We start from the raw sequence: 22,741 nt of genomic DNA on the forward strand, positions 1-22,741 counted from the left end.
CCGACTGTCCCCGCATGGCAACGCGCAGGGTTTGGTTCCTCCTCGGCATCGCCGCGGTGGCCGTCGCCGGGTCGGCCGTCACGTACGGCACGACTCGCGGCGACATTCTTTACATGGTCACCTATGTGGCGCTGTGTGCCCTGGCGTGGCTGGCCGTGATTCGGATCCCGCGGGGTCCGGAGCGCCGGCCGTGGGTCCTGTTCGCCACGGCGCAGTCGCTGTGGTTGCTCGGCGACACGATCGAGCTCGTCTACTACTACCGGTCCAGCGTGCCGCCGGTCGGGCTGGCCGACGCGGCCTGGCTGGCCGGGTACCCGCTGATCGCGGTGGCCCTGATCATGATGGCCCGACGTCGCGCGCCCGGCCGGTTGCGCAGCGCCGTGCTGGACGGTCTCACCCTCACCGTTGCCGCCGCCCTGGCCAGCTGGCAGTTCCTGATCCTGCCGACCCTCGGCACCGGGCTGAGTATGGCCGAGACGATCGTGCCGACGCTGTACCCGCTGGCCGACGTGGTCCTGCTGGCCGCGGTGCTGTTCATCGCGCTCTCGCCCGGTGACCGCGCGGCGCCGACCCGGCTGCTGCTCGGCGCGGTGGTGCTCTACCTGGCCATCGACGTGACCTACAACGTGGCCCCGTACTTCGTCGACTACGAGCTGGTGGCCCGGATCGGCCCGCTGATCATGCTGGGCAACGCGATGCTGATCGCGGCCTGCCTGCACCCGCGCCGCGGCGAGCTGACCCGCCCCGGGCAGCAGGTCGACGCGCTGCACCCGTCCCGCGTGCTCTTCCTCGGCCTGGCGTTCCTGACCGCGCCGACGCTGACCCTGCTGGAGAACGGCCTGCGCGGCAACGCGGTCATCGCCCTGGCCGCGACCGCGCTGAGCACCGGTTTCGTGCTCACCCGCTTTACCATCGCGGTTCGCGAGCAGGAGAAGGCCCAGGCGCAGCTGAGCTACCAGGCACGGCACGACGCGCTCACCGGGCTGGCGAACCGGGCCGTGCTCACCAGCGAACTGGAACGGGTCATCCCGCAGCGCTCCGGCCCGGTCGCCGTGCTCTACCTCGACCTGGACGGTTTCAAGCAGGTCAACGACGAGTACGGCCACGAGGCCGGCGACCTGGTGCTGACCACCGTGGCGGAGCGGCTGTCGCGTACCGTCCGCGGCACCGACCTGGCGGTCCGCCTCGGCGGCGACGAGTTCGTGCTGCTCTGCCCGGACCTGCCGCAGGCGGAGGCCGTCCGGCTCGCCGAGCGGGTGCTCACCGAGGTCGCCGAGCCGATCCGGTTCGGCACCGCGGTCCTCGACATCGGCGCGAGCGTGGGCATCGCGGCCTACGGTCCGGAGGTGCCGGCGGGTGACAGCGACGTGCTGCGCACCGCGGACATGGCGATGTACGAGGCCAAGCGTCAGGGCCGGGGCCGCTGGGTGCTGGCCGGCGCCTGATCCGTACCGCCGCCGTGAGCCGTGCTCGCCCACATGGGCGAGCACGGCTTCGTGCTGAAGCACGCTGTGTATCGATCCTTATCGGGGCGATCGGTGTGAACGGCGGCCCGAACGGGCAGTGATTCGGGCATGCAGACCACGGTGATTCGCCTTGCCGCAGGCGCCGGCCTGTTGTCCCTGTCGCTTGCCGCATGCGATTCCGGTGCCTCCTCGGCGCCCTCGGCCCCGTCGAGCGCGAGCGCGGCGGCCGCGCCGGCCGGTGCCGGTCCGGACCCGTCCTCGGACGCCGCACCGAGTGGCTCGCCGGCCGCCTCCGCCAGTGCTGCCGAGGGCATCCCGGCCAGTGCGCTGCTGCAGCCCGGCGACGTGCGCGACGCCGAAGGACAGCCTTTCGAGCAGGGCGAGGTCACCCACGTCCGCCCGTTGCGGCCCTGCGGTGACGCCCCCTACGCCAGCGACGAGTCACGGGTCGACGCGGTCGCGATGCGGTACATCGTCGAGAACACCCAGGAAGGCTCCACGCCCACCGTGGTCGCGCAGTTCGTCGGCCGCCACAGGCCAGGGGGAGCGGCCGAGCAGTTCGCCGAGATCGGCGCGGCGCTGGACAGATGCCCGGGTGGCCTCGGCGAGGACGAGAAGAAGTGGGCAGTCCTCGACGCCGACGACGACTCGATGGTGGTACGCATCGACGAACGCTTCAGCTACGCCGACGAGGCGCCGTCGACGGTCAGCCACTACGCCGCCATGTCCCGCGTCGGTGACGCCGTCGTCGTGGTGGCCGACCTGGGCTGGGAGAACCTGGGTGGCGACGAGAAACTGGTCCGTGACCTGATTGCCAAGGCCGAGGAGCGGGCCGCCACGATCTCCTGAGATCGAGCCGGACTTGTCCTAGATTGGGGCTATGTCTGATCCGATGCTGGACCCCATCACGATGCGCGCCGACTGGGCCGAACCGGACGGTGTCCTCGCCAACTACGTCTCCCTCACGGATCAGCTGGTCGAGCACGTCGACCCCGGCACCCCGTTCACCCTCACCGTGGGCGGGCTCGTCGTGGACGGCGAGCTGATCCCGCAGTGGCAGTGGTTCGCCGAACTGAGCGAACTCAACGACCACGAGGACGCCTACTACGTGGGTATGGCCGAATACGTCAAGGAGCTGTCCGACCTCGCACACACCGCGGTGAAGAAGCGCGACATCGGCGAGGAGATCTCGTTCCGGCAGTACCAGGCGCTCTCCGTGCCCACCAGGTACATCCACCTGCGCGACGCCCGCATCTCCCGGCCCGGCCAGGCCACCGGCGTGACCGGGCGGCTGTGGCGGGGCCGCCTGCGCGACGTCTCCGGCTGGACCCCGGGCCGCGCCGACGCCTGACAGATGTTGATCTGCTAGCGCTACGAAATCGCTGTGATCATGGGGTTGAAACCGCGATTTCGCATCGCTAGCAGATCAACACCGCCACGCGGACCCACCTACCGCGGCTACTCATCCAGGGACACGCCCGCAGCTGAGGGGGGACTGAGAGAACCTGGTTGATCCGTCAAGAAACGCATAACCTCGGCGGGTGATCCTGGTATTCGTGCTGGTGCTGGCCGTCGTGCTGGCAATCTTGGGAACTGCACACTGGTACGTCTGGCGCCGGCTCGTCCGCGACACCACCGCACCCGGAAGCCCGTGGCGACGCGCGGGCACCGTCGTCTTCGTGGCCGGCCCGGTCCTCGCCGTCGGCGCGCTCGCCGGCGAGCAGGCCGGCTTGCCGCATGCTGCCGCGCGGGTGGTGGCCTGGCCGGGATACCTGTGGCTGGCCCTCCTGCTCTACCTGTTCCTCGGCGTCGTCGCCGGCGAGGTGGTGCGTCCGCTGCTGAGCCGCTGGCTGGCGAGCCGCCGCGACGGGGTCCGGGCGGGCGTGAACGCCAGCGGCGAGATGGTATCGGCGGGAATGTCCGGCGGCGTCGCGGGTGGGACGGGCGACGACGGCCGGGACGGTGGAAACGGGTCGGCGGCCGGGGGCGCGCCGGAGGGCGTACCCGCGAAGGTTCTTTCCCGCCGGGTCTTCGTCTCCCGGATCGCGGGTGGCGCGGCCGCCGCGGCGGCGCTGGGCACCGTCGGCGCCGGCGCGTTCGGGGTGCTGAACGGGCCGTCGGTGAAGCGGATCACCGTGCCGCTCGCGAAGTTGCCGCGCAGCGCCCACGGCCTGCGCATCGCCGTGGTCAGCGACGTGCACCTCGGTCCGATCCTGGGCGCGGACTTCTGCCGGCGGGTGGTCGACACCATCAACGGTACGCAGCCGGACCTGATCGCGGTGGTCGGTGACCTGATCGACGGGGACGTGGCGGACCTGGCCGGTTCGGTGGAGCCGCTGCGGGGGCTGCGGTCGAGGATGGGCACGTTCTTCGTGACCGGCAACCACGAGTACATCTCCGGTGTCGAACCGTGGGTCGCCAAGGTCCGCGAGCTGGGCATGCAGCCGATGCGGAACACCCGGGTGGAGCTGCCCGGCTTCGACCTGGCGGGCGTGGACGACATCGCGGGTGAGGACGACGGTGCCGGCCCGGACTTCGGTGCGGCGCTCGGCGACCGCGACCCGTCCCGCGCCTCGGTGCTGCTGTCCCACCAGCCGGTCACGATCCACCAGGCCGTCGAGCACGGTGTGGATCTTCAGCTGTCCGGGCACACGCACGGCGGGCAGATGTGGCCGGGGAACTACATCGCGGAGCTGGCGAACCCGACGAACGCGGGGCTGGAACGGTACGGCGACACCCAGCTCTACGTGAGCCGGGGCGCGGGCGCGTGGGGCCCGCCGGTGCGGGTCGGCGCGCCCTCCGACATCACCGTCGTGGAACTGGCCTCCCGCCAGGCGTGACAGTGCCGGCCGGGCGATCAACCCGGCCGGCATCCGCACGGCGTCAGCTGTTGTCGACGGCGGCCTGCTGCACCGGCAGGGCGGCCACGTAACGCTCCATGAACGCGGTGAAACCGGCCACGTCGGCCGGGTCGGGCTCGGCCGTGTCGAGCCGCGCGCCGGCGAAGACCGTACCCGTGAGGAAGTCGTCGAGGCTCTGCCCCTCCTGCCGGTCGCGCAGGAAGCCGGCTAGCACCGCGATGCCCCAGGCGCCGCCCTCACCGGCCAGGTCGCCGACCGAGACGGGCGTGTCGATGGCCGCGGCCAGCAGCTTCTGCGCCACGCCCTCGGTCTTGAACAGGCCGCCGTGCGCGAACATCCGGTCCAGCCGGACGGACTCCGACTTCTGCAGCACGTCCATGCCGATCCGCAGGGTGGCCAGGGCGGCGTACAGCTGGGTGCGCATGAAGCCGGCGAGATCGAGCGAACTTCCGGGCGTACGGAAGAAGAGCGGCCGGCCCTCGTGCAGTTTCGTGATCGGCTCGCCGGACAGGTTGTTGAACGCCATCAGGCCGCCACCGTCCGGGGCGCCGTCCAGGGCCGACCGGAACAGTGTCTCGAAGATCGTGTTGCTGTCCTTGTCGACGCCGAGCGCGGCCGCGAACTCGGCGAACAGCCCGGCCCACGCGTTGAGTTCGCTGGCGCCGTTGTTGCAGTGCACCATCGCCACCAGGTCACCGGCGGGCGTGGTCACCAGGTCGATCTCGGGGTGCACCCGGCTCAGCTCGCCGTCCAGCACGATCATCGCGAAGATGCTGGTGCCGGCGCTGACATTGCCGGTGCGGCGGGCCACCGAGTTGGTGGCGACCATGCCGGTGCCGGCGTCGCCCTCGGGCGGGCACATCACGGCGCCGGGCTGGAAGGTGCCGCTGGGGTCGAGCAGCCGCGCGCCGGCCTCGGTGAGGGTGCCGGCGGCCGCACCCGCGGGCAGCACCGCCGGGAGCAGCTCGGCCAGCTTCACCGGCACCCGGCCGGCGGCCAGCTCGTCGAACTGGGCGAGCCGGCGCGTGTCGTAGCCGCCGGTGGCGATGTCGATCGGGAACATGCCGCTGGCGTCGCCGACACCGAGCACCTGCCGGCCGGTCAGCTGCCAGTGCACGTACCCGGCGAGCGTGGTCAGGTGGGCGAGGCGCCCGACGTGCTCCTCCTCGTTGAGCACCGCCTGGTAGAGGTGGGCGATGCTCCAGCGGTGCGGGATGTTGTAGCCGAACGTGTCGCTCAGCGCCTCGGACGCGGCACCGGTGTTGGTGTTGCGCCAGGTGCGGAACGGGGTGAGCAGCTCGCCGTCGGCGTCGAACGCGAGATAGCCGTGCATCATCGCGGAGACGCCGAGCGCGCCGGTGGTGCGCAGCTCGGTGCCGTACCGCCGGCGCACGTTCTCGGCCAGCGCCGCGAAGCAAGCCTGGAGGCCCTCGTGGACCGCTTCCAGGGAGTAGGTCCAGACCCGGTCGACGAACTGGTTCTCCCAGTCGTGACTGCCGGCCGCGACGGCCGCGTGGTCCGGGCCGGTCAGCACGGCCTTGATCCGGGTCGAGCCCAGCTCGATCCCGATCGCCGTCCGGCCCGTGTCGATCATGTTACGAATGTCGGCCGCCGGCCGTGCCTGTGTGTCGTTCATCGTCATTTTCTACCGCAGACACCCCGGACGGCGGGAGGGGCCCGGCGGACCTTTGTTAACGCGAACCAGCGGGTCGCGGCGCTTTCCAGGGGTACGGGGATGTTAACGCGCACATTTCTGCCTGACGTCGCGCCGCCGAGCCGGTAGGAGCCCGGTGTTCTAGGTTGACAGGGTGACTGTGCAGCCCTGGCGGACCGTGGTCCTGCCGCTCGTCGTCCTGCTCACCGGCCTGCTCGCGCTGCCGGCCGCGGCGAGAGCCGACGCGCCCGGGCGGCTCGCCACCCAGGTCACCGACCCGGCCGGGGTCCTCGACGACCGGCCCGGGGTGGAAGCGGCACTCGGGCAGTTGCAGCAGGACACCGGCATCCAGCTGTTCGTGGTCTTCGTCGGCACCTTCGGCGGGGTACCGGCCCAGCAGTGGACCGACGAGACGGCCCGGCTCAGCGACCTCGGCGACCGGGACGCGCTGCTGGCGGTCGCGACCACCGACCGGGCGTACGCGTACTCCTTCCCCGACGACTCCCGGATCAGCGACCGCGAACTCGCGGGCGTCGCCGCCGACGACATCGAACCGGCCCTCGCCCGGCAGGACTGGTCCGGCGCGGTCGTCGCCGGAGCCCGGGGCCTGGCGGACGCGGCCGGCGGCGGCAGTGGCGACGGAGGATCGGGGCTGTTCGGCGCCGTACTCGTCCTCGCGGTGATCCTGATCGGTGCCCTGGTCTGGGTCATCCTGCGCCGGCGCCGCCGCACGCCCGCCGCGGCACCCACCCCGGCCGGGCCCAGCCTGCAAGACCTGACGAACCAGGCGAACGCCCTGCTCATCGACCTCGACGACGACCTGCGGGCCAGTGCGAGCGAGGCGGAGCTGGCGACCGCACAGTACGGGGCCGCGGCCACCGAGCGGTTCCAGGCCGCCCTGTCCGCGGCGCGCGGCAACGTCGCCGAGGCGTTCCGGCTGCGGATGACCCTGGAGGAGGAACCGGCGCCGGACGAGCGTACCCGCCGCGAGACCCTGTCCCGGATCATCGACCTGTGCCGGGACGCCGACGCCCGCCTCGACGCGGAGTCGGAGGCCTTCGACCGGCTGCGGGACCTCGAAGGGCGGGCCGGTGAGGTGGCCGCGGAGCTGGACCGGGAACTGTCCGCGATGACGGCGAGTCTGCCGGTCGCGGAGGGCCGGGTCGCGGATCTGGTGGCCCGGTACAGCGGTGCGGCGGTCACCGCGGTCGAGGGCAACGTCGAGCAGGCGCGGGAGAGGCTGGCCTTCGCGGGGGACGCGCTGGGGCGGGCGCGGGCGGCGCTGGGATCGTCGGACGCGGCTCCCGTTTCCGGTGCGGGCGCATCGGGCGCGGCGGCTGCGGGCGGGGCAGGCGCGGACGGAGCGGCTACCGGGCGGGCCGAGGCGGCGCTCGCGGTCCGGGCCGCCGAGCAGGCGATCGAGCAGGCGCGGCAGCTGGTGGCGGCGGTCGACAAGGCCGCCGCCGACCTGCCGGCCGCGCGGGTCGCGGTGGACGCGCTGATCGCCGAGATCGAAGGGGAGATGGCGGCCGGCCGGGCCGCGCTGCACGCTCCGGCGCCCGGCGGGACCGTTCCGCCCGGCCTGGCCGCGGCCGTCGCGGCGGGGGAGCAGGCGGTGGCGGAGGCGCGGACGGCCGCCGCGGTGTCCCGGCCCGACCCGGTGGCCATCGTGGCGCGGCTGCAGACCGCCGACGCGATGCTGGACACGGCGCTGGAGGCCGTGCAGGCGCAGGCGGAGCGGGACGCCCACGCCCGTACGCTCCTCGCCCAGACCCTGCCCGTCGCCCGCGCCGAGGTCGTCGCGACCGAGAACTTCGTCGCCACCCGGCGCGGCGCGGTCGGCCCGGACGCGCGGGTCCGGCTCGCCGAGGCACACCGGCACCTCGCCCTGGCGGAGCAGCTGTCCGGAACTGATCCGGCGGCGGCGATGCGGGAGGCCCAGCAGGCCCGGGACCTGGCGGCCGCGGCAGGGCATTCCGCGCAGGCCGACGTGCGGGCGTGGAGCAGCGCCGGTCCCTATGGGCAGCACGGCGGTGGCTTCGACGCGGGCTCGTTCGCGGGCGCGGTGCTGGGTGGGATCGTTGCCGGCGGGGTGCGGTCCGGCGGCGGCTGGGGTGGTGGCGGCGGCTGGGGTGGCGGCGGCTTCGGCGGCAGCGGATCACGGGCCCGCCGCTCGGGCGGCGGCGGTGGCGGTGGGCGCCGGGGCGGCGGTGGCCGCTTCTGATCGCGGTCAGCCGGCCCGTGCGGCCATCGCGAAGCCTTGCTCACGGCGAGACCCGGCTCGCCGCCGAGCGAGCCGGGTCCGCAGCACTGCTGAACGCGGCAGCTCAGCGCAGGGTGCGGCGGCCCTTCACGATGCCGAGGACGATCGTGGCGAGCAGGGCGATCACGCCGATGATCAAGAGCCACTTCACGGCCTTGAGGAAGAGCCCGAGCAGGATCAGGACCACGGCGACGACACCGAGGGCGATCAGTAGGGAACGCATGGCGGGTCTCCTTCGACGGCGACAGACGAGGGCGTACGCCCCCGGATTGCCCACCCGGACCCGCCGCCAACCAGCCGTGACAGTGATCAGCGACATCGCCGGAATCTTTTTCCGGCCGGGATGTCGAGAACCGGGACCCGGCTCCGTCCCCGCTGCGGAAGACGAAGACCGACCGCGGCCACAATGGGTCGTACGAAGCGGAGGAGTTCCACCATGCCGAAGTACCTGCTGCTCAAGCACTACCGTGGCGCGCCGGCGGCCGTCAACGACGTGCCGATGGAGAAGTGGACGCCGGAGGAGATCTCCGCGCACATCCAGTACATGAACGACTTCGCGGCCCGCCTGGAGGAGACCGGCGAGTACGCCGGAGGTGAGGCGCTGGCCCCGGAGGGAACCTTCGTGCGGTACGACGGCCCGGGCCGCCCGCCGATCACCGACGGCCCGTTCGCCGAGACCAAGGACCTGATCGCCGGCTGGATGGTGATCGACGTGGACAGCCACGACCGCGCGGTGGAACTCGCCGGGGAACTGTCCGCCGCACCCGGCGCGGGCGGCAAGCCGATCCACGAGTGGCTGGAGCTGCGGCCGTTCCTGACGATGCCGCCGACCGTCACGGAATGAACCTGCGCGAGCTCACCCCGAGCGTGATCGGGATCCTCGTCCGCCGCGGAGCCGACTTCGCGGCGGCCGAGGATGCCGTGCAGGACGCCCTGGTGGAAGCGGTCCGGGTGTGGCCGGCGGACCCGCCACGGGACCCGAAGGGCTGGCTGGTCACGGTGGCGTGGCGCCGGTTCGTCGACGCCACCCGGGCGGACGCGGCGCGCCGGCGGCGCGAGGACCTGGCCGACCAGGAGCCGCCGGCCGGTCCGGCGGCGGCGCGCGACGACACGTTGCGGCTCTACTTCCTGTGCGCGCACCCGTCGCTCACGCCGTCGTCGGCGGTCGCGCTCACCCTGCGCGCCGTCGGCGGGTTGAGCACCCGGCAGATCGCCGACGCCTACCTGGTGCCGGAGGCGACGATGGCGCAGCGCATCAGCCGGGCCAAGCGCACCGTCGCCGATGTCCGGTTCGACCAGCCCGGCGACGTCGCCACCGTGCTGCGCGTGCTCTACCTGGTGTTCAACGAGGGCTACTCCGGTGACGTCGACCTGGCCGCCGAGGCGATCCGGCTGACCCGGCAGCTGGCGGCCGTCATCGACCATCCGGAGGTGCACGGCCTGCTCGCCCTGATGCTGCTGCACCACGCCCGGCGCGCCGCCCGCACCGCGGCCGACGGCAGTCTGGTGCCGCTGGCCGAGCAGGACCGCGGCCGCTGGGACACCGCTCTGATCGCCGAGGGCGTCACGATCCTGCAGACCGCGTTGTTCCGGGACCGGCTGGGCGAGTTCCAGGCCCAGGCCGCGATCGCGGCGTTGCACGCCGACGCGCCCACCGCGGACGAGACCGACTGGGTGCAGATCGTGGAGTGGTACGACGAACTGGCCGGGCTGACCGACAGCCCCGTGGTGCGGCTGAACCGGGCGGTCGCGGTCGGTGAGGCCGACGGCCCGCGTGCCGGCCTGGCCGCGCTGGCCGGCCTCGACGGGTCGCTGCCCCGCTACACGGCCGTCGCGGCGTACCTGCACGAGCGCGACGGCGACCTGTCGACGGCGGCGCGGCTCTACGCGGAAGCGGCCACGAAGGCCTCCAACCTCGCCGAACGTGACCACCTGACCCGCCAGGCGGCCCGGCTCAACGCCCGCCGCCCGCACTGACCCCCGGCGACCGGCACTGATCCCCTGCGGCTGGGGTAGCCACCTCCGCCGTTCGGTTTCATTCATCCTCATCCCGGGCCGACCCCGGCGGGGTGAACCGCCACCCGTTCCGCGCTCACCATTCCGGGGGCCACTCCAACGGGGCATTCGAGAGTCCGATCCGCTGGTTATGGTGGGAACCAGAAATCGATCGGACGTCTCGATGAAAGGCAAAGAAAATGGCTGCTCAAATTGTTCGGGGTGCCTCGCTCAACCATTCCGAGACGGTTCTCCGCCGGGGTGCCTCGCTCAACCATTCCGAGGTCGTCCTGGACCGGGGCCGGGAGCTGAACCACACGGAGGTCCTGCTCCGCCGGGGGTGGAGCCTCAACCACACGGAGATGCTTCTCGGCCGGGGCCGGGACCTCAACCACACGGAGGCGCTGCTCCGCCGGGGCGCTTCGCTCAACCATTCCGAGGCCGTTCTGGGACGCGCCGGAATTCCCGGTCGCGCCGGGAAATGAGCGATCTCAAGACGCGACTGCCGGGAAGCCCGAGCGGGTTTCCCGGCAGTGTCCGGACATTGCTGGCGAGCGAACTCACCACCGCCTTCGGCATCGGGCTCACCCAGCCGTACCTCATCGTCCTGCTGCATTCCCATCGCGGCATCGCCCTGGCACTGGCGACCGGCGTCGTGTCGCTGGCAGCGATCACCAGCCTGCTCGGCAACCCGCTCGCCGGGGTGCTCATCGACCGCTTCGGTGGGCGTACCGTCATGGTTCTCGGCCTCATGATCGCGGCCGCCGGTATGCTCCTGCTCGCCGCCACCCCCGGCCTGTTCGCCGCCGCCGCCGGCGTGGCGGTGACCGGTCTCGGCTGGTCCATCTCGATCCCGGCGCTCGCCACCCGGCTCGCCGTGCTCACCCCACCGGACCGGCACCAGCGCGTCTACACCCTTCAGTTCGTCATGTTCAACATCGGCATGGCCGCCGGCGCCGGGCTGGGCGCGCTGTTCCTGGGCCCGCGCATGCCGGTGCTCTGGCTGGCAGCAGCCCTGTTCTGCCTGATCAGCATCGGACTGGTGCTGATAACTGGCCGGTCAGCGACCGCGCCCGTTCCCGTCGAGGGCCGGACCGCCGGCGGCTACCGGGAGGCGCTGCGTGACCGCTACCTGCTGCTCCTGCTCGGCGCGGCCGCGTTGCTCTCCACCGTCGGCTACGGCCTGTTCAACGCCGCACCCTCGCTGCTCGCCATCGCCGCCGGCGATCCCGCCGCGCTGTCCTGGCTCAGCGTCGCCAACTGCGTCACCATCATCGCCGGCGCCCCGATCGCCTGGCGTCTCACCGCCCGCCTCCCCGCCCGCACCGCCCTGCTGGCCACGGCCGGTCTGTGGGCGCTGGCGTGGGCCGTCTGCATCCCCGAAGCCCTGCCGATCCGCGCCGAGCTGACGTGCGCCGCCGTCCTCGTCGGCGCCGGCGAACTCCTGCTCGCCGGCGCCCTGCCCACCCTGGTCAACGCGATCGCGCCGGACGACCTGCGCGGCCGCTACAACGCGCTCTCCAGCCTGTCCCTGACGACCGGCATGGCGGTGGGCCCGCTGCTCACCTCGGCGACAGCCGCGAGCGGACGGATCACCCCGATCCTGTACGGGGCCGTCGCGCTCGCCGCCGTCGCCGCGTTCCTGTTGTGCTACGCCCGGCCCGGGGAGGCACCCGTTGACGCTCAGCCTTGACGACGCCCTGCTCCGCGCCGACGAACTGCGCGAACGCGGCCGCTACCCGCACGCCGAAGCCGTCCTGGAACCGCTCGTGTCCCGGGTCGACCGGCAATGCGGCAGGGCCTCGATCGCGGCGGCGCGCGTCCGCAACTCGCACGGCCTGCTGCTGAAGGCGACCGGCCGCTACGCCGAGGCCCGGGACCGCTACCTCGAGGCGCTCGCCATCGCCGCCGCGTTCGGCGACGAGTACGCCGACGACGTGGCGACGCTGCACCACAACCTGGCCGGCATCGAGTTCGTCCTCGGTGACCTGGCGGCGGCCGCCACCTGGGGCCGCGAGGGGCTCGACCTGCGCCGCCGCACAGCCGGCGCCGACCACCTGTCGGTCCTGTACGACGAGGGCAACCTCGCCCCGATCCTGCTCGCCGCGGGCGAATGCGACGCCGCCGAGGGCCTGCTCCTGCACGTGCTTGACCATTTCCGGTCACGCTTGGGCGCCGACGACTACGAGGTGGCGGTGGCGCTGACCAACCTGGGCGCCCTGGCGGCCGAGCGCGGGGACCTGCCGCTGGCACTGGAACGACTGACCGAAGCGGTACGCATCAAGTCGGCGCGCCTCGGCCCCGACCACCCGGAACTGATCCGAACACTGATCAACATCGCGGTCGTGGCGGAGAAACTCGGTGACGCGGCGGAGTCGAGCCGGGCGGTGGCGTGGGCGCTGACGATCGCCGGCGCGACCCTGCCACCCGACCACACCCTGCGTCGGACCCTGGAGACCTGGTGATCACACTTGATCGATCACCCCGAGTTGTCTGGTGATGTCGCCCAGGTCGGCTGCTTCGAGCAGGGGGAGGAGGAGGTCCGCCACCAGCAGCACCAGGCGGCGGCGATCGATCGACTGATGTAGGGGAGCGACGGCGGCGCCACACTCCTCGATCCGGTTGCGCAGGTCCTCCGGCAGCCGGTCGAAGATGTTGCGCACCGGCATGCGGTCGTCATCCCAGATCAACATGCCGGCCAGCAAGGGGGCGAGCTTGACGGCGGCGCTCCCGTCGGCGGCGAGATGAACGGAAATATAGGCGTCGCTCGTCAATGCGGGATACTGCGCCATGAGGAGGGACTGCGTCCAGGTCTGACTGGAAGGTTCTCCATGAGTGAAGCTAAGCAGTGTTACTGCATCATCTCGACTGAATCCCTCAGGATTTCTCACGGCATGTGCAACAAGCATTTGCCGTAGATCAGGACGGACTTCTAGAAAGTTCGATCGCAGCATGGCTGTGGCGGTTCCGGAAATCAAATACGCTTGATCTTGGTGCAGGAGCGCGCGCGCCGCGTACCCGGCGAAGTAGATTTCCCGATCGTCGCTGCCGATGAAGTAACGGTTGCTGATGACACCGAATCCTGCATTCAGCACCATGGCCTCGAATTTGTTGAACCGCAACCGCTCCTCGTGCACGATTGGTTGAGAACCACTGTGGGTGACCCTTTGAATCGCTGGCTCTGGCTCGATCAGAGGTTCGATCTGCTCCAGGGAGATGTCGAGGCAGCCCCGCCAGACGCCGACCATTTTTCGCCACCACGTCGTCGGCTCCTGCTCAGCGGGCGCGATGGATGACAGGGTCACCGGTTCGGCGTCGACGCGGAGCAGCAGCATGACGAGGTTCGCCGTGTAGGCGGCGAAACGCTGAAGCGGTGTCTGTGCCGACGGTGAGTAGGCGGCGAACCGCCCGCTGTCCCACCTCTCCTCCGACTGCCGCAGCAGGGTTCGCAGCATCTCGCGGACCCCTCGGCCCACCGGCTCGGGCAACGTCGCGTGCAGTTGCGTCACGAACGGCAGGATGGCGGCGCCACCGGAGTCCAGCAGCTGGTGCGACAGCAGGGCGTAGAGGCGGTCGTCGTCCCAGTTCTGCGACGACGGGCGGTTCTGCGTCTCCCACAGCTCGACGATCTCGCCCAGGGTGAGCGAGGCGATCAGGTACTCGCTGAACGTGGCGTGCAGGAACTCGTAGCTGCGCCCCTCGAAACCCTCGTCCACCTCGGCGGCGTGGATGAAGAAGAACTTGCCGAGGACCCGCCTGGCCGCGGTGAGTGCCCCGGTCCGCCGCTGAACGGTGCGCTGCCGTGGCGCCTGCTCCAGCGCGTCCAGGTCGGCCAGCAGCGTGGCCTCCTCGATGTAGTGCCGGCCCCGGTTGAACATGCCGAAGGCGGCGACTCCCAGCCGCCACAGCTCGGCACGGACCTGCGGTTCGTCCGCGTCCGCCGGGTCGGAACCGGCCGGCTTGCGCAGTTCCCGCTTGATGAACCGGCGCAGGATGCCACCGTAGATCTGTGCGGGCGTCGAGTCGCTCTCCACCGCCGGCAGGCCGGTCGTGGCGCCGTAGAGGACGAGCAGCAGCAGCAACAGCGGCTGCTGGGCGATCTCCCCGTAGGACAGCACGGCCTCGGCCGGCGGGATGCGGGACGGCTGGCCCGGGTTGGCGCCGTCCCAGACGTCCAGACAGGCGTGGACCTGTTCGGGGCTGAAGTTGTCGAGTTTCAGGACCAGGCAGCCGACCGGGATGCGGGCCAGATCGGCGACGAGCGTGCGCGAGGTGACGACGACCGAGACCGGGTGGCCGGCGATGTGTTCGACGCGCTGGAACTCGACGACGTTCTGCAGGTAGTTGGACTCGGCATGGCCGGAGGCCTGCATGAACTCGTCCAAGCCGTCGATCAGGAGCACGCGGGTCGCGTCGGTGGACGCCTCGCTCAGCTCGGTCCACGAGACCCGGCCGTTCGTCGCCTTGTCGAGCACACCGGAGACCTGCTGGTGGATCGGGGCGGTCGGGTCCGGGACCTGGCGCAGCGGTACCCGGGCGACGGCGTAGGCGTCACTTCCGGACAGGCGCGCCGCGCAGACCTTCGTGAACATGCTCTTGCCGGCACCGGGCAGACCGAGCACGACAAGCGGCCGCTGGTGGCTCTGCGGTGCGGCGAAGTAGGCCGCCAGGAAGGTGTCCAGGTCGTTGCCCCGGTGAGCGGTCTCCCACCAGTCGTCGTCCGCGGGCCGGCAGTCCTCCGCCATGACCGTCCAGCGGAACCTCGGTGTCAGGTAGCCCTCCTGCACCGTCGGGATCCGCAGGCCGGCCAGGTCGTCGGTGGCGTCCGTGGCGAAGAGCGGATCCTCCAGGACGGCCCGGTTGACGGCGGCGCTGACGTCCCGTACCCGGTTCGTCGGCCGGTCCGCCCGCCCGGACAGCGACATCATCAGGTCTTCCAGACGGCTCAGGGACTCACCCGCCCGCCGGGCCTCCGACCGGGTGCCCTCGATCTCGCCGAGCGAGGCCCAGATGCCGAACTCGGGCACCTCCGCGGCGAGCGCCTTGTACTCGGCCTCGTACCGGCGCAGCGCCCGATCGACGACGTCCCGCACCAGGGGGTCGGTGTGCCGGACCGAGTCCACCCGGTGCCAGGCCTCGAAGTGCTGGAAAAAGCCGACGCAGCGCAGGGTGAGGTCCTCGTAGAACCGCCGCACCACCGTGTCCCGGTTGACGCTGAACCCGCACCCCGCCCACGGCAGCGGAATCCGGGAACTCGCCAGCGCCCGCTGGATCCCGTCCCGCGCGGTCTCCGGCTGCGCGCCCTCGACGAGGCGGCTCTTCTCGTCGTCGGTGAGTCCGATCTTCGTGACGGCGGGACCGGCGACCTCCCGGAGAGCGGCGAAGAAGGCGCCGTGGACCAGCGCCGTGTGGGTGGCCGCGAGAACGTCGTACCGCTCCGGTGAGTGCCGCCCGCCCAGCCGCTCCCGCCCGGCCGAGGTCAGCTTGCCGAGCAGGGTGATCAGCTCGTTCTTCTGGTCGACCCATCCCCAGGCGGCCAAGCCGAACGGGCCGGTGGCCAGGATGCCCACCCCGAGCAGCGAATCCAGCGCCTTCAGCCATGTGTCGTCCGGTCCGGACAGGATCTCGCGCGCGCCTTCGAGCGTGTACGGGGAACGTGCCATCCGATCGATGATTGGTCCCGCATCCCGGACCGTCAAGGTCGGTCAGCCCGCAGGGTGGTCCGGGTCGGGCGGGGTGACCGGGAGGCGGCCGTCGGTGACGTTGTCGAAACGGGTGTCGCCGCCGCGGACGAGGACGAAGTGCCTGCTGACGATGGCCTCGTAGAGACGCAGCGTCCCCGCCGGTTCCAGGTCGTCCGGTGCCAGCCGCCGATCGTCCGGCAGGCGGGTGTTAAGCACGGCGAGGGCCGCGGCGGCGGCGTCGCCGTCGACCGGTGCCGCGGTCGCCTCCAGGTAGAGCGCCTCCGCCCCGCCGATGGGTGCGTGCGAGTCGAAGACCGTGAGGGCCACCTCGGGTCGCGCGCCGATGTTGCGGGAATGGCGGCTGCCGGGCGCCGAGACCCACAGGATCCGGTGGTCACCGTCGGGCGCGTAGAACACCGGTGTCGCCCACGGCCGGCCCCGCTCGTCGGCGGTGCCGAGGACGACGTACCGATGCTCGGCGAGCAGCCGGGGCACGGTCGCCCACATCGCCGCGCGCACGGCCCGCTGATCGGCCGCGCCGACCGCCACCGGGGCGGGGTCGGGGCCGTCGGGTTCCGGTCCGGTCATCAGTCTCCCCGTTCGTCGGCGCGGCTGCGGCGTGCTCAGTCTCCACCATGGGCCGCGGGCAGCCGGACCGTCGCGTCGATGCCGCCGCCGGCCGCGGCCCGCAGGGTGGCCTCGCCGCCGCTGACCTCGGCCAGCTGACGGACGATGCTCAGGCCCAGGCCGGAGCCGTCCGGAGGGGACTCGGGTGCTCGCCAGAAACGGTCGAAGGCCCGTACCCTCTCGGTCTCGCTCAGACCCGGACCCTCGTCCACCACATGGAGTTCGACGGTGGCCGGGTCGTGGTGGTCCGGTGCCGCACCCACCGTGATCGTGGTGCCCGGCGGCGCCGCGCGGACCGCGTTGGACAGCAGGTTGTCGAGGATCTGCTCGACCGCGCCGGGCATGGCCAGCGCCGTGCCCAGCCGGGCGGGGGAGCGGGCCACTGTCACGCCCTGCTCGGCGGCGTAGGCGGACCAGCCGTCGATACCCGCGGTGACCAGGGCGTCCAGGTCGACGGGGGCGCGGTCGGCGACGGTGTTCTCCAGGTGCGCCAGGGAGAGCAGACCCTGCACCAGGTCGGTGAGCCGGTCCACCTCGGCGATGGCAGCGTCAAGATCAGCACGGGCGTCCGGCGCGGCATCCGATCGCGGAGCCGCGAGGCGTGCGCCCGGCTCCGGGTCCGGGCGCAACCCCGGCTCCGGGTCCGGGCGCAACCCCGGCTCCGGGCCGGCCGGGCGCAACCCCGGTTCCAGGTTCTCCAGGCGCAGCCGCAGCGCGGTGAGCGGCGACCGCAGCTGGTGCGAGGCGACCGCGGCGAACGAGCGCTGCGCGGTGAGCAACCGGTGCAGGCGGCGTGACGTCTCGGTGAGCCGGTCCGCGAGGCGGCGCAGCTCCGGCGGGCCGATGCGGGCGGTGGACAGGTCGGCGCCGCGCCCGATCGCGGCGGCGGCGTCCTCGAGAACCCGGATCGGGCGGGTTATCCAGCGGGCGAGCAGCAGACCCGCGAGGGCGACGACGCCCAGGGTGAGGGTGCCGAGTGCGGCGAGCGCCAGCCAGAAGCGGGTGGCTTGGGCATCGACCAGGCCAGCGGGGTACGTGAGGAGCACCGCACCCTGCACGTTTCCGCCGGTGCGTGCCGGCACGGCGACGTACAGTTCCGTCCCGCCGCCGGACGCCCGCCGGTACCCCACCGCGTGCCGGTTGGTCAGCGCCTCCGCGACGGCCGGGTCGGCCGGCGGTGGCCGGGCCGCGGTGGACGCCATCAGCCGCCCGCCCGCGTCGGCGACGAGCACGCGGGCGCCGGTGGACGCCGCGTACCGGCCGGCGAGCGCGAGCACCGGCGCGGGCCGGCCGGCGGCGATGTCCGGTTCGGCCTGCTCGGCGAGGATCACCGCGTCGCGCTCCACGTCGGCGGCGAAACCGTCCCGTTCGTGCCGGCCGTAGATGGTGCCCAGCGGAACACCGAGCGCGAGCAGGATCAGCAGGGTCAGCGAGAGGTAGCTGACCAGGATGCGGCGGGTCACCGCGTACCCGTGCCGCTGCCGCCGCCGATCCGGAAACCGATGCCGCGCAGCGTCTCGATCAGCGCCGGATCACCGAGTTTGCGGCGCAGCGCCGCGATGTGCACGTCGAGGGTCTTGGTGGGCCCGAAGTAGTGCGGATCCCAGACGGTGTCGAGCAGATGCCGGCGGGAGTAGACGGCACCCGGGTCTTCGGCGAGCACGGCGAGCAGGTCGAACTCCTTCGGCGACAGGGCCACGGGGGCGCCGCCGACATGGACCTGGCGGGTGCGGCGATCGATGCGTACGCTGCCGAGCACCTGCTCGCCGCCGGCGCCCGGCCGGCTGCCCGCCGTGCCGCTGCGCCGGGCCACCGCACGCATCCGGGCCACCAGTTCCCGCAGGCCGAACGGTTTCGACAGGTAGTCGTCGGCGCCGAGCTCCAGGCCGACGACCCGGTCCGTCTCCTCGCCCCGGGCGGTGATCATGATGATCGGGGTGGCGGACCGTTCCCGCAGGCGGCGGCATACGTCGATGCCGTCCATGTCGGGCAGCCCCAGGTCCAGCAGCACCATGTCGGCCGGCTCCGCGCACAGGGCGGCGGCGCCGGTGCGGACCCGGGTGGCGGCGAAACCGTACCGCGCCAGACCGGTGATCAGCGGATCGGCGATGGCGTCGTCATCCTCGACCAGCAACACGTCCACCGCCACAGGATGCCATCGAAACCTTTGCCGAAGCTTGGGTTCACCCTGGCGGTGTCCTGACCGGAACCTCGATAGTGTTGACCGGATGACCGTACGCGTCGTCCCGATCATGCCTGTCGATGTGCCGCGGGTGGCCGAGTTCCTGCACCGTCACCTCAACAACCGGCTCTCCGCCGCCACCTGGGCCCGATCCATCATCCCGCCCTGGCCGGTCGAGTCGCCCAACCACGGCTTCATGCTGATCCGCGACGACACCGAGGTGGTCGGGGCGTACCTGGCGTTCTACGCGAACCGCGTCATCGACGGGCAGCCGGCGGCGTTCTGCAACCTGGCCGGTTGGTGCGTGCTGCCGGAACACCGATTCCACAGCGTACGGCTGCTGAAAGCGCTCCTGGCCCAGGACGGATACCACTTCACCGACCTGTCGCCGAGCGGCAGCGTCGTCCCGATCAACACCCGGCTCGGGTTCGAGACGCTCGACACCACGCTGCTGGCCGTGCCGAACCTGCCCTGGCCGGCGGTGCCCGGCCGGGTCCGGGTCAGCTCCGACCCGCGCGTCCTCGAACGAACCCTGACCGGCGCCGAACGCCAGCTCTACCGCGACCATCGGGCGGCGGCCGCGGCACGGCACGTGGTGATGCGGTACGGGAACCGGTGGTGCTACGTCGTCTTCCGCCGGGACCGCCCGAAGAACCTGCCGCTCTTCGCCTCGATCATCCACGTCAGCGACCAGGTGGTGTTCCGGCGCGGCTTCCGGCAGCTCAGCCGCCACCTGCTGCTCCGGCACGGGCTGCCGGCGACGCTGGTGGAGCTGCGTCTCGCCGGGCATCGGCCGGCGCTCGCGGTCACGCTCGGCACGCCGCGGCACAAGATGTACCGCAGTGCCAGCCTGAAGCCCGACCAGATCGACTACCTGTACAGCGAGTTGGCCTGCGTCCCGTTCTGACGGTCCGTCCCGTTCTGGCCCTGCGCCGCGTTCTGACCGTGCGCCCCGTTGTGACCGTGCGCCCCCTTGCGACCGTCCGTCCCGTTGTGACCGTCCGCCCCGTTGTGGCCGTCCGCCCGCAGCAGCTCGGCGATCCGGGTGGCCGTGCCCCAGGACAGGGTGAAGCCGGCGCCGCCGTGCCCGTAACAGGCGAACACCGGCCGCCCGTGCCCGGCGACCGCCTCCACCCGCACCCGGGACCGCCCCGGCCGCAGCCCCACCGCCCGCGACAGGATCGGCTGATCCGCCAGGGCCGGCACCAGCTCGCGCACCCGGCTCAGGATCCCGCTCTCGATCGCCGGATCCACCCGCTCGTCCCAGGACCCCACCTCACCGGTGCCGCCGCACACCACGTCGTGCGCGCGCGGCACCACATAGGTCAGCCCCGCCGGGTTGTCACCGTCGGTGAACCACTCGGTCAGCCCCGGGTTAGCCAGCCGCACCACCTGACCCCGGATCGGGTACGCCTCGTCGTCGTCCCCGAGAAGCTCCGCCGACCGCAGCCCCGCCGCCACCACCACGACGTCCCCGCCCACGTCCCCGACCGTCCCGACCTCGGCGCTCTCGATCGTCACGCCCAGGGCCAGCACCGATGCACGCAGCCACGCCAGGTAGACGTCGGTCTGCGCCACCGGGACGACGCACCGCACGCCGCCGACGCCCGGTCCGTGCGGCAGGTCCGTGGCCGTCTCGTACCGCGGCAACGCCTCCGTCCAGGACAGATCGGGTTCCGGCCGCCGGGACAGCACCGTGCCGGCCCGCATCCGTACGCCCGTGGCCGGGTCCCGCGCCAGCCGCGCCAGCCGGTCGTAGGTCGACCGCGCCGCACCCAGCACCTCCCCGGTCAGCGCAACGTCATGCGGGTACCACAACGCCGCGGCGACCGCCGACACGCTGGCCGCCGCGTCCCGGGCGGCCACGATCCGAACCCGATGGCCCGCCGCGGCCAGTTCGTGGGCCACGCTCAGCCCGATGACGCCGGCCCCGACCACGGTCACGCTGCTCATACCGCCCGACTCTAGACAAGGCTTCGTCGACGCGGCCCCAGCGCATCGGTCCAGCGGGGGCTTCCTGCGAGATTATCGGCGGCGCGGCGCGATCAGGCCGGATTCGTAGGCCCACACCACCAACTGGGCCCGATCGCGGCAGTGCAACTTCAGCATCGCCCGGCTGACGTGTGTCTTCGCGGTCAGCGGGCTGATCACCATACGTTTGGCGATCTCGTCGTTGGTCAGGCCGCGGCCGACCAGCTCGACGACCTCCTGCTCCCGGGCGGTCAACACGTCGCGCCCCACGGCCGGGTCGCCCGGCGGCTGTCCGGTCACGAACTCCTTGATCAGAGTACGGGTGACCGTCGGTGCCAGCAGCGCCTCGCCACGAGCGACTACGGCGACCGCCTGCAGCAGCTCGGCTGGATCGGCGTCCTTGAGCAGGAAACCGCTGGCACCGGCATGTAAGGCGGCGAAGACATACTCCTCCAGCTCGAAGTTCGTCAGAATGAGCACCCGCACGCCGCCGAGGTCGGGGTCGGCGCCGATCTGCCGGGTCGCCTCGATCCCGTCGAGCCCGGGCATCTGCACGTCCATCAGCACGACGTCCGGCCTGAGCTGGCGCGCCAGTTTCACAGCGGTCGCGCCGTCAGCAGCCTCACCGACCACCTCCACATCGTCCTCCGCGTCGAGCAGCGCCCGGAACCCGGCCCGCATCAGCGACTGATCGTCTGCCAGCAACACCCGGATCACGTCGCGTCGCCCACCATCAGGAATTTTGGTTTTCTGTCGGCGGTGCGCCGCCACGAGAAAGCGGATTGCTGGCGGGACGTGCTCACGTTGCGCCGGCCAGGGGGAAGGTGGCCCGCACGGTGAAGCCGCCGTCGTCCAGACGCGCAGTGTGCAGTGTGCCACCGAGTCCGTCCACCCGTTCACGCATGCCGCGCAGGCCCACTCCCGGCGTGACCGACTCAGCCGCGCCGGCATGCCCGGTATCGATCACCGCGACCGTCAGGCCAAGCGGTGTTGACTCGACGTGGACCTGCGCGCTGGCGGAACCTGCATGGCGGGTCACATTGGTCAAAGCCTCCTGAACGACGCGGTAGCCCGCCTGATCGACCTCGACCGGCAGGCCGGCAAGTTCACCGACGACGGTGACCTGGACGGGGACGCCGGTGGCCCGGGTCCGCTCGGCCAGCTCATCCACTCTTGCCAGGCCGACGCGATCCGGATCGTCGGTGGAGCGCAGCACCGCCAGGGTGGCCCGCAACTCGCGCATCGCCGCGCTGCTGGCCTCCTGGATGGCCAGCAGCGCCGCCGATGGTTCCGCGCCGTGCTTACGGTCGAGATGCACCGCGATCCCGGCCTGGACCTTGATCACAGAGATGTTGTGCGTGAGGGAGTCGTGCAGGTCACGGGCGATGCGAAGCCGTTCCTCGCCGGCCCGGCGCAACGCCACCTCGTCACGGGTGCGCTCCGCCTCGGCCGCTCGTTGCCGTGCCTGCTCGAGGAACGCCCGGTGCTGGCGCGCGACGAACCCGGCCACGTTGGCCGCCACGAACCAGCCGAGCAGCAGGCTGGTGCGCTCGACGAGTCGCTGTGCGGGCAGGCCGTCCGGTGCGGCGGTGATGTCGTAGGTGAGGAAGCCACCGAGAAAGACCAAACTGGACACCAGCGCGGGAAGCCGATGCCCCCGCCATGCGGCCAGGTAGACGACGGCGAGGACCGGGAACGCCGCGGTGACCCCGGCGTGCACCCGGACGTGCAGGGCCAGCATGGTCACGGTCACCACGCCCAGCGCCACCACGGGAAGGCGCCTGCCGGCCGCCAGCGCGACGGTCGTCAGCAGGACCAGGACGACGTCGATCGCGCCGATCGGACCGGCATCCGGCGCAAGGGCAGCGTTGCCGAGCAGAACGGCGCCGAGGGTGACGCCGCCGAGGGCGTAGGGCAGGTCCGGACGCATGAGCGAACTGTAGGACGGTGGCTCCTGCGGGGCATCCCTCAGCTGGCGTAGCCGAGCCGTACCACCACGGGAGTACCGGACGAGCCGGAAGAGCCTTCCGCCGCAGGA

19 protein-coding genes are annotated in these 22,741 nt (G+C 71.9%); 10 read left to right on the top strand and 9 right to left on the bottom strand.

Annotated elements, in window-relative coordinates; all coding sequences use genetic code 11:
- Positions 1 to 14 precede the first annotated feature (14 nt).
- The 4 genes from LPA41_RS06190 (at position 15) to LPA41_RS06205 (ending at position 4,306) form a co-directional block, all read left to right on the top strand.
- Entirely contained in the window at positions 15 to 1,445 is a 1,431-nt protein-coding gene (locus LPA41_RS06190) for a GGDEF domain-containing protein (protein ID WP_229068963.1), read from the top strand.
- Positions 1,446 to 1,574: 129 nt separating this feature from the next.
- Complete coding sequence (locus LPA41_RS06195; protein ID WP_229068964.1) at positions 1,575 to 2,315, top strand: hypothetical protein; 741 nt, start codon at positions 1,575 to 1,577, stop codon at positions 2,313 to 2,315.
- 31 nt (positions 2,316 to 2,346) lie between these two features.
- On the top strand, positions 2,347 to 2,817 hold the full coding sequence (locus tag LPA41_RS06200; protein WP_229068965.1) for a hypothetical protein: 471 nt from the start codon (positions 2,347 to 2,349) through the stop codon (positions 2,815 to 2,817).
- A gap of 190 nt (positions 2,818 to 3,007) precedes the next feature.
- A complete protein-coding gene (locus tag LPA41_RS06205; protein WP_229068966.1) occupies positions 3,008 to 4,306 on the top strand; it encodes a metallophosphoesterase in 1,299 nt (432 codons plus the stop codon).
- Between the two features lie 43 nt (positions 4,307 to 4,349).
- On the opposite strand, the gene LPA41_RS06210 is transcribed toward LPA41_RS06205, so the two are convergent.
- Entirely contained in the window at positions 4,350 to 5,921 is a 1,572-nt protein-coding gene (locus LPA41_RS06210; RefSeq protein ID WP_229068967.1) for a xylulokinase, read from the bottom strand.
- 214 nt (positions 5,922 to 6,135) lie between these two features.
- On the opposite strand from LPA41_RS06210, the gene LPA41_RS06215 reads away from it, so the two are divergent.
- Positions 6,136 to 8,205 (top strand): TPM domain-containing protein, encoded by a 2,070-nt coding sequence (locus LPA41_RS06215; protein ID WP_229068968.1) that lies wholly within the window; start codon positions 6,136 to 6,138, stop codon positions 8,203 to 8,205.
- Positions 8,206 to 8,308: 103 nt separating this feature from the next.
- Here LPA41_RS06215 and LPA41_RS06220 read toward each other — a convergent pair whose 3' ends face one another.
- Entirely contained in the window at positions 8,309 to 8,467 is a 159-nt protein-coding gene (locus LPA41_RS06220) for a hypothetical protein (protein WP_229068969.1), read from the bottom strand.
- Positions 8,468 to 8,680: 213 nt separating this feature from the next.
- Here LPA41_RS06220 and LPA41_RS06225 point away from each other — a divergent pair, with 213 nt between their 5' ends.
- The 4 genes from LPA41_RS06225 (at position 8,681) to LPA41_RS06240 (ending at position 12,704) form a co-directional block, all read left to right on the top strand.
- Positions 8,681 to 9,088: a YciI family protein gene (locus tag LPA41_RS06225; protein WP_229068970.1), complete on the top strand. Its 408-nt coding sequence runs from the start codon at positions 8,681 to 8,683 to the stop codon at positions 9,086 to 9,088.
- Positions 9,085 to 10,221: an RNA polymerase sigma factor gene (locus LPA41_RS06230; protein ID WP_229068971.1), complete on the top strand. Its 1,137-nt coding sequence runs from the start codon at positions 9,085 to 9,087 to the stop codon at positions 10,219 to 10,221. The genes LPA41_RS06225 and LPA41_RS06230 overlap by 4 nt, the downstream gene beginning before the upstream one ends.
- A gap of 562 nt (positions 10,222 to 10,783) precedes the next feature.
- On the top strand, positions 10,784 to 11,932 hold the full coding sequence (locus tag LPA41_RS06235; RefSeq protein WP_229068972.1) for an MFS transporter: 1,149 nt from the start codon (positions 10,784 to 10,786) through the stop codon (positions 11,930 to 11,932).
- A complete protein-coding gene (locus LPA41_RS06240) occupies positions 11,916 to 12,704 on the top strand; it encodes a tetratricopeptide repeat protein (RefSeq protein WP_229068973.1) in 789 nt (262 codons plus the stop codon). Before LPA41_RS06235 ends, LPA41_RS06240 begins: the two co-directional genes overlap by 17 nt.
- Here LPA41_RS06240 and LPA41_RS06245 read toward each other — a convergent pair whose 3' ends face one another.
- From LPA41_RS06245 to LPA41_RS06260, 4 genes are read right to left on the bottom strand one after another with little or no spacing between them, the layout of a single operon-like run.
- Positions 12,705 to 15,902, bottom strand: a complete 3,198-nt coding sequence (locus tag LPA41_RS06245) for an NACHT domain-containing NTPase (protein WP_229068974.1) — start codon at positions 15,900 to 15,902, stop codon at positions 12,705 to 12,707.
- Between the two features lie 42 nt (positions 15,903 to 15,944).
- A complete protein-coding gene (locus LPA41_RS06250; RefSeq protein WP_229068975.1) occupies positions 15,945 to 16,511 on the bottom strand; it encodes a pyridoxamine 5'-phosphate oxidase family protein in 567 nt (188 codons plus the stop codon).
- Positions 16,512 to 16,546: 35 nt separating this feature from the next.
- Positions 16,547 to 18,013 carry a HAMP domain-containing sensor histidine kinase gene (locus LPA41_RS06255; RefSeq protein WP_229068976.1) on the bottom strand — a complete coding sequence of 489 codons (1,467 nt, stop codon included), beginning with the start codon at positions 18,011 to 18,013 and terminating at the stop codon, positions 16,547 to 16,549.
- Positions 18,010 to 18,693, bottom strand: a complete 684-nt coding sequence (locus LPA41_RS06260; RefSeq protein ID WP_229068977.1) for a response regulator transcription factor — start codon at positions 18,691 to 18,693, stop codon at positions 18,010 to 18,012. Before LPA41_RS06260 ends, LPA41_RS06255 begins: the two co-directional genes overlap by 4 nt.
- An 85-nt stretch (positions 18,694 to 18,778) precedes the next feature.
- Here LPA41_RS06260 and LPA41_RS06265 point away from each other — a divergent pair, with 85 nt between their 5' ends.
- A complete protein-coding gene (locus tag LPA41_RS06265; RefSeq protein ID WP_229068978.1) occupies positions 18,779 to 19,639 on the top strand; it encodes a hypothetical protein in 861 nt (286 codons plus the stop codon).
- Here the strand turns inward: LPA41_RS06265 and LPA41_RS06270 are convergent.
- The 3 genes from LPA41_RS06270 to LPA41_RS06280 form a co-directional block, all read right to left on the bottom strand.
- The gene (locus LPA41_RS06270; RefSeq protein WP_229068979.1) at positions 19,603 to 20,685 is read right to left on the bottom strand and encodes an FAD-dependent oxidoreductase; all 1,083 of its coding nucleotides are present in this window, start codon (positions 20,683 to 20,685) and stop codon (positions 19,603 to 19,605) included. The genes LPA41_RS06265 and LPA41_RS06270 overlap by 37 nt on opposite strands.
- Positions 20,686 to 20,757: 72 nt before the next feature.
- Positions 20,758 to 21,420 (bottom strand): response regulator transcription factor, encoded by a 663-nt coding sequence (locus LPA41_RS06275; RefSeq protein ID WP_229069130.1) that lies wholly within the window; start codon positions 21,418 to 21,420, stop codon positions 20,758 to 20,760.
- An 82-nt stretch (positions 21,421 to 21,502) separates the two neighbouring features.
- Positions 21,503 to 22,633 (bottom strand): sensor histidine kinase, encoded by a 1,131-nt coding sequence (locus LPA41_RS06280; RefSeq protein WP_229068980.1) that lies wholly within the window; start codon positions 22,631 to 22,633, stop codon positions 21,503 to 21,505.
- Between the last annotated feature and the right edge of the window lie 108 nt (positions 22,634 to 22,741).

Origin of the sequence: Actinoplanes sp. DH11 (assembly GCF_020873875.1) — a bacterium.
In the GTDB taxonomy this organism is placed as follows: domain Bacteria; phylum Actinomycetota; class Actinomycetes; order Mycobacteriales; family Micromonosporaceae; genus Actinoplanes.

Excerpts from the sequence above, each read along its gene's own strand:
- LPA41_RS06230 (WP_229068971.1), top strand. The coding sequence starts at position 9,085 with ATGAACCTGCGCGAGCTCACCCCGAGCGTGATCGGGATCCTCGTCCGC.
- LPA41_RS06225 (WP_229068970.1), top strand. The coding sequence starts at position 8,681 with ATGCCGAAGTACCTGCTGCTCAAGCACTACCGTGGCGCGCCGGCGGCC.
- LPA41_RS06250 (WP_229068975.1), bottom strand. The coding sequence starts at position 16,511 with ATGACCGGACCGGAACCCGACGGCCCCGACCCCGCCCCGGTGGCGGTC.
- LPA41_RS06280 (WP_229068980.1), bottom strand. The coding sequence starts at position 22,633 with ATGCGTCCGGACCTGCCCTACGCCCTCGGCGGCGTCACCCTCGGCGCC.
- LPA41_RS06270 (WP_229068979.1), bottom strand. The coding sequence starts at position 20,685 with ATGAGCAGCGTGACCGTGGTCGGGGCCGGCGTCATCGGGCTGAGCGTG.
- LPA41_RS06210 (WP_229068967.1), bottom strand. The coding sequence starts at position 5,921 with ATGATCGACACGGGCCGGACGGCGATCGGGATCGAGCTGGGCTCGACC.
- LPA41_RS06220 (WP_229068969.1), bottom strand. The coding sequence starts at position 8,467 with ATGCGTTCCCTACTGATCGCCCTCGGTGTCGTCGCCGTGGTCCTGATC.
- LPA41_RS06195 (WP_229068964.1), top strand. The coding sequence starts at position 1,575 with ATGCAGACCACGGTGATTCGCCTTGCCGCAGGCGCCGGCCTGTTGTCC.
- LPA41_RS06190 (WP_229068963.1), top strand. The coding sequence starts at position 15 with ATGGCAACGCGCAGGGTTTGGTTCCTCCTCGGCATCGCCGCGGTGGCC.
- LPA41_RS06200 (WP_229068965.1), top strand. The coding sequence starts at position 2,347 with ATGTCTGATCCGATGCTGGACCCCATCACGATGCGCGCCGACTGGGCC.
- LPA41_RS06245 (WP_229068974.1), bottom strand. The coding sequence starts at position 15,902 with ATGGCACGTTCCCCGTACACGCTCGAAGGCGCGCGCGAGATCCTGTCC.
- LPA41_RS06265 (WP_229068978.1), top strand. The coding sequence starts at position 18,779 with ATGACCGTACGCGTCGTCCCGATCATGCCTGTCGATGTGCCGCGGGTG.